The sequence below is a fragment of the Halomonas urmiana genome (genome assembly GCF_005780185.1).
Taxonomy (GTDB): domain Bacteria; phylum Pseudomonadota; class Gammaproteobacteria; order Pseudomonadales; family Halomonadaceae; genus Halomonas; species Halomonas urmiana.
Genome location: NZ_VBUI01000052.1, coordinates 1 through 5,812, shown reverse-complemented (window position 1 = coordinate 5,812; position 5,812 = coordinate 1). Strand labels below are relative to the sequence as shown.

General features: G+C 55.1%; 2 tRNA genes and 3 rRNA genes. All 5 read left to right on the top strand.

Annotation, left to right across the window (positions count from 1 at the left end):
• The first annotated feature begins 535 nt into the window (after positions 1-535).
• The 5 genes from FEI13_RS18545 (at position 536) to rrf (ending at position 5,804) form a co-directional block, all read left to right on the top strand.
• Positions 536-2,076 (top strand): 16S ribosomal RNA (locus FEI13_RS18545).
• A 98-nt stretch (positions 2,077-2,174) separates the two neighbouring features.
• A tRNA-Ile gene (locus tag FEI13_RS18540) sits at positions 2,175-2,251 on the top strand.
• A 114-nt stretch (positions 2,252-2,365) separates the two neighbouring features.
• A tRNA-Ala gene (locus FEI13_RS18535) sits at positions 2,366-2,441 on the top strand.
• A gap of 277 nt (positions 2,442-2,718) precedes the next feature.
• Positions 2,719-5,607: ribosomal RNA gene (locus FEI13_RS18530) — 23S ribosomal RNA — on the top strand.
• Between the two features lie 81 nt (positions 5,608-5,688).
• A 5S ribosomal RNA gene (gene rrf, locus FEI13_RS18525) occupies positions 5,689-5,804 on the top strand.
• The 16S, 23S and 5S rRNA genes sit together here with 2 tRNA genes alongside, the layout of an rRNA operon.
• The last annotated feature ends 8 nt before the right edge of the window (positions 5,805-5,812 follow it).

Below are 5,812 nucleotides of genomic sequence, written 5' to 3'. Positions count from 1 at the left end.
CCGGGGAAATCCGTAAAGTACGCATCCGCTGCCGGCAACGGGCAAACGTTGCAGGCGGTGTTGGTGGCAGAAGTGCTTGTTTCCATTTGGGTTTTTCGAAGACGCTTTGAAAATTCCCGCTTGACGAACTCGCCGCATTCGGTAGAATGCACGCCACTCCTGACGGAGACCCGCCGAGGGCTCCAGCGGACTCGCGTCGCTCTGGCGACACGAGGTTTCGGTCACTCGCGTCGCTTCTTCGGAACGCTTCGCAGGGTTGACAAGAAACACCGGTCAGGTAGAATACGCCTTCCTCGCAGGGCGCCGGCGAGACCGCCGCTTCATTGATGCGGCCGGACACGACGGCAACAGCGAGATGCTCCCCTCTCCATGAGAGCCCGGAGCCGCTCTTTAACAATCGATCAGGTAATTCATGTGGGCGCTTGTCGGGATGTCGGTGACCAGTCACTGAAACATTCAAGGCAAGCGACTCGTCAAAATGAGACGTTTGAACCTTGAGCCAGGTTTGGTTCCACCTTAGGAACTATCAGACTTTAAACTGAAGAGTTTGATCATGGCTCAGATTGAACGCTGGCGGCAGGCCTAACACATGCAAGTCGAGCGGAAACGATCCTAGCTTGCTAGGAGGCGTCGAGCGGCGGACGGGTGAGTAATGCATAGGAATCTGCCCGGTAGTGGGGGATAACCTGGGGAAACTCAGGCTAATACCGCATACGCCCTACGGGGGAAAGCAGGGGATCTTCGGACCTTGCGCTATCGGATGAGCCTATGTCGGATTAGCTTGTTGGTGAGGTAATGGCTCACCAAGGCGACGATCCGTAGCTGGTCTGAGAGGATGATCAGCCACATCGGGACTGAGACACGGCCCGAACTCCTACGGGAGGCAGCAGTGGGGAATATTGGACAATGGGCGAAAGCCTGATCCAGCCATGCCGCGTGTGTGAAGAAGGCTTTCGGGTTGTAAAGCACTTTCAGTGAGGAAGAAGGCCTTCGGCTTAATACGCCGGAGGAAAGACATCACTCACAGAAGAAGCACCGGCTAACTCCGTGCCAGCAGCCGCGGTAATACGGAGGGTGCGAGCGTTAATCGGAATTACTGGGCGTAAAGCGCGCGTAGGTGGCTTGATAAGCCGGTTGTGAAAGCCCCGGGCTCAACCTGGGAACGGCATCCGGAACTGTCAGGCTAGAGTGCAGGAGAGGAAGGTAGAATTCCCGGTGTAGCGGTGAAATGCGTAGAGATCGGGAGGAATACCAGTGGCGAAGGCGGCCTTCTGGACTGACACTGACACTGAGGTGCGAAAGCGTGGGTAGCAAACAGGATTAGATACCCTGGTAGTCCACGCCGTAAACGATGTCGACTAGCCGTTGGGGTCCTTGAGACCTTTGTGGCGCAGTTAACGCGATAAGTCGACCGCCTGGGGAGTACGGCCGCAAGGTTAAAACTCAAATGAATTGACGGGGGCCCGCACAAGCGGTGGAGCATGTGGTTTAATTCGATGCAACGCGAAGAACCTTACCTACCCTTGACATCGTGCGAACTTGGTAGAGATACCTTGGTGCCTTCGGGAACGCACAGACAGGTGCTGCATGGCTGTCGTCAGCTCGTGTTGTGAAATGTTGGGTTAAGTCCCGTAACGAGCGCAACCCTTGTCCTTATTTGCCAGCACGTAATGGTGGGAACTCTAGGGAGACTGCCGGTGACAAACCGGAGGAAGGTGGGGACGACGTCAAGTCATCATGGCCCTTACGGGTAGGGCTACACACGTGCTACAATGGTCGGTACAATGGGTTGCAAAGCCGCGAGGTGGAGCTAATCCCATAAAGCCGGTCTCAGTCCGGATCGGAGTCTGCAACTCGACTCCGTGAAGTCGGAATCGCTAGTAATCGTGAATCAGAATGTCACGGTGAATACGTTCCCGGGCCTTGTACACACCGCCCGTCACACCATGGGAGTGGACTGCACCAGAAGTGGTTAGCTTAACCTTCGGGAGAGCGATCACCACGGTGTGGTTCATGACTGGGGTGAAGTCGTAACAAGGTAGCCGTAGGGGAACCTGCGGCTGGATCACCTCCTTAATCGACGACGTCGCCGGCACTCGGCAAGTGTCCACAATGAATTACCTGATCGACCAGAGCAACGACTGTTTGGGTCGCGGACCCAGTGGTTTGTAGCCGGGTCTGTAGCTCAGTTGGTTAGAGCGCACCCCTGATAAGGGTGAGGTCGGCAGTTCAAGTCTGCCCAGACCCACCAAATTTTATCCAGTTCTGCGTTATTTTGTGACTCGCATAGCAGGCTATGCGTCGCCACAAAATGCCTTGACCTGAATAAAATTCCACTTCCCCATGTCACGTAATGGGAGTCAGAGGGGCCTTAGCTCAGCTGGGAGAGCGCCTGCCTTGCACGCAGGAGGTCAGCGGTTCGATCCCGCTAGGCTCCACCATCTCCAAGCTTGAAGCCGGAAGCTTGAAGCCGGAAGGAAAGCCGAAACAGTCAATCGCAAAGCGCAAGCCTTAAGCTAGGCGCTGAAAGATGCCACCGCTCGATATGGTGAGCACCTCTTACAGCTTCCAGCTTAAAGCTTTCAGCTTTAAGTGCTCTTTAACAATGTGAATCATGCTGACAAACGTTTCTTCCGAGAGGAAGAGACACGAGATACGTCTCAAGCGTATCCGGCAATTGTCGATTGTCATCGCGGACCAGACCTCTTGGGGTTATATGGTCAAGCGATGAAGCGCACACGGTGGATGCCTAGGCAGCCAGAGGCGATGAAAGACGTGGAAGCCTGCGATAAGGCTCGGCGAGGTGGCAAACAACCTGTGACCCGGGCATTTCTGAATGGGGAAACCCACCCACGGTAACGTGGGTATCCTGCACTGAATACATAGGTGTCAGGAGGCGAACCGGGGGAACTGAAACATCTCATTACCCCGAGGAAAAGAAATCAACCGAGATTCCCCTAGTAGCGGCGAGCGAACGGGGACCAGCCCTTAAGCACCATGACTGATAGACGAAGTGGTTGGGAAGCCACGCGATACAGGGTGATAGCCCCGTAGTCGAAATCTGATTGGTGTGAAATCGAGTAGGTCGGGGCACGAGAAACCTTGACTGAAGACGGGGGGACCATCCTCCAAGGCTAAATACTCCTGGCTGACCGATAGTGAACCAGTACCGTGAGGGAAAGGCGAAAAGAACCCCGGAGAGGGGAGTGAAATAGATCCTGAAACCGTGTGCGTACAAGCAGTGGGAGCAGACTCGTTCTGTGACCGCGTACCTTTTGTATAATGGGTCAGCGACTTATTTTCAGTGGCGAGCTTAACCGATTAGGGGAGGCGTAGCGAAAGCGAGTCTTAACTGGGCGACCAGTCGCTGGGAATAGACCCGAAACCGGGCGATCTATCCATGGGCAGGTTGAAGATTGAGTAACATCAATTGGAGGACCGAACTCAAGTATGTTGAAAAATGCTGAGATGACCTGTGGATCGGAGTGAAAGGCTAATCAAGCCCGGAGATAGCTGGTTCTCCTCGAAAGCTATTTAGGTAGCGCCTCACGTATCACCGCCGGGGGTAGAGCACTGTTTCGGCTAGGGGGTCATCCCGACTTACCAACCCGAGGCAAACTCCGAATACCGGTGAGTGCCAGCGTGGGAGACACACAGCGGGTGCTAACGTCCGTTGTGAAAAGGGAAACAACCCAGACCGTCAGCTAAGGTCCCGAAATCCTGGTTAAGTGGGAAACGATGTGGGAAGGCTCAGACAGCTAGGAGGTTGGCTTAGAAGCAGCCATCCTTTAAAGAAAGCGTAATAGCTCACTAGTCGAGTCGGCCTGCGCGGAAGATGTAACGGGGCTCAAACCAGGTACCGAAGCTACGGGCTCGTCGAATGACGAGCGGTAGAGGAGCGTCGTGTACGCCGATGAAGGTGGATCGAGAGGTCTGCTGGAGGTATCACGAGTGCGAATGCTGACATGAGTAACGACAAGGGGAGTGAAAAACTCCCCCGCCGGAAGACCAAGGGTTTCTGTTCGACGCTAATCGGAGCAGAGTGAGTCGGCCCCTAAGGCGAGGCCGAAAGGCGTAGTCGATGGGAAACGGGTCAATATTCCCGTACTTCACTGTATTGCGATGGGGGGACGAAGAAGGCTAGGTGAGCCAGGCGTTGGTTGTCCTGGTGAAAGTCAGTAGGCTGGAGAATCAGGCAAATCCGGTTCTCTAAGGCCGAGAGACGAGACGAACAGACTACGGTCTGGAAGTCATCGATGCCACGCTTCCAGGAAAAGCCTCTAAGCTTCAGATACAGTGGAACCGTACCCCAAACCGACACAGGTGGTCAGGTAGAGAATACCCAGGCGCTTGAGAGAACTCGGGTGAAGGAACTAGGCAAAATGGTGCCGTAACTTCGGGAGAAGGCACGCCGCAGTAGCGTAAGGGGACTCGCTCCCTAAGCGCGAAGCGGTCGAAGATACCAGGTGGCTGCAACTGTTTATTAAAAACACAGCACTCTGCAAACGCGCAAGCGGACGTATAGGGTGTGACGCCTGCCCGGTGCCGGAAGGTTAAGTGATGGTGTTAGCTCACGCGAAGCTCCTGATCGAAGCCCCGGTAAACGGCGGCCGTAACTATAACGGTCCTAAGGTAGCGAAATTCCTTGTCGGGTAAGTTCCGACCTGCACGAATGGCGTAATGATGGCCACGCTGTCTCCACCCGAGACTCAGTGAAATTGAAATCGCAGTGAAGATGCTGTGTACCCGCGGCTAGACGGAAAGACCCCGTGAACCTTTACTATAGCTTCACACTGGACGCTGATGTTGCTTGTGTAGGATAGCTGGGAGGCTTGGAAACTCGGTCGCCAGATCGAGTGGAGCCAACCTTGAAATACCAGCCTGGCATCATTGGCGTTCTAACTCAGGTCCGTCATCCGGATCGAGGACCGTGTGTGGTGGGTAGTTTGACTGGGGCGGTCTCCTCCCAAAGCGTAACGGAGGAGCACGAAGGTACCCTCAGCACGGTTGGAAATCGTGCATTGAGTGCAAGAGCATAAGGGTGCTTAACTGCGAGACAGACACGTCGAGCAGGTACGAAAGTAGGTTCTAGTGATCCGGTGGTTCTGTATGGAAGGGCCATCGCTCAACGGATAAAAGGTACTCCGGGGATAACAGGCTGATACCGCCCAAGAGTTCACATCGACGGCGGTGTTTGGCACCTCGATGTCGGCTCATCACATCCTGGGGCTGAAGTCGGTCCCAAGGGTATGGCTGTTCGCCATTTAAAGTGGTACGCGAGCTGGGTTTAGAACGTCGTGAGACAGTTCGGTCCCTATCTGCCGTGGGCGTTGGAGATTTGAGAAGTGCTGCTCCTAGTACGAGAGGACCGGAGTGGACGCACCTCTGGTGTTCCGGTTGTCACGCCAGTGGCATTGCCGGGTAGCTATGTGCGGACGGGATAACCGCTGAAAGCATCTAAGCGGGAAGCCCCCTTCAAGATGAGATCTCCCCGAGGCCTCGAGCCTCCTGAAGGGCCCAGCGAGACCAGCTGGTTGATAGGCCGGGTGTGGAAGCGCTGCAAGGCGTTGAGCTAACCGGTACTAATGGCCCGTGAGGCTTGACCATATAACACCCAAGCGGTCTGCCGATGGCAACCGACAGACGGATACGCGAGACGTTCTCGTCAGCATGATTCACCGTTTTTCGCCTGACGACCATAGCGTACGGGAACCACCTGATCCCTTGCCGAACTCAGCAGTGAAACCGATCAGCGCCGATGGTAGTGTGGGGCCTCCCCATGCGAGAGTAGGTCATCGTCAGGCACCTATTC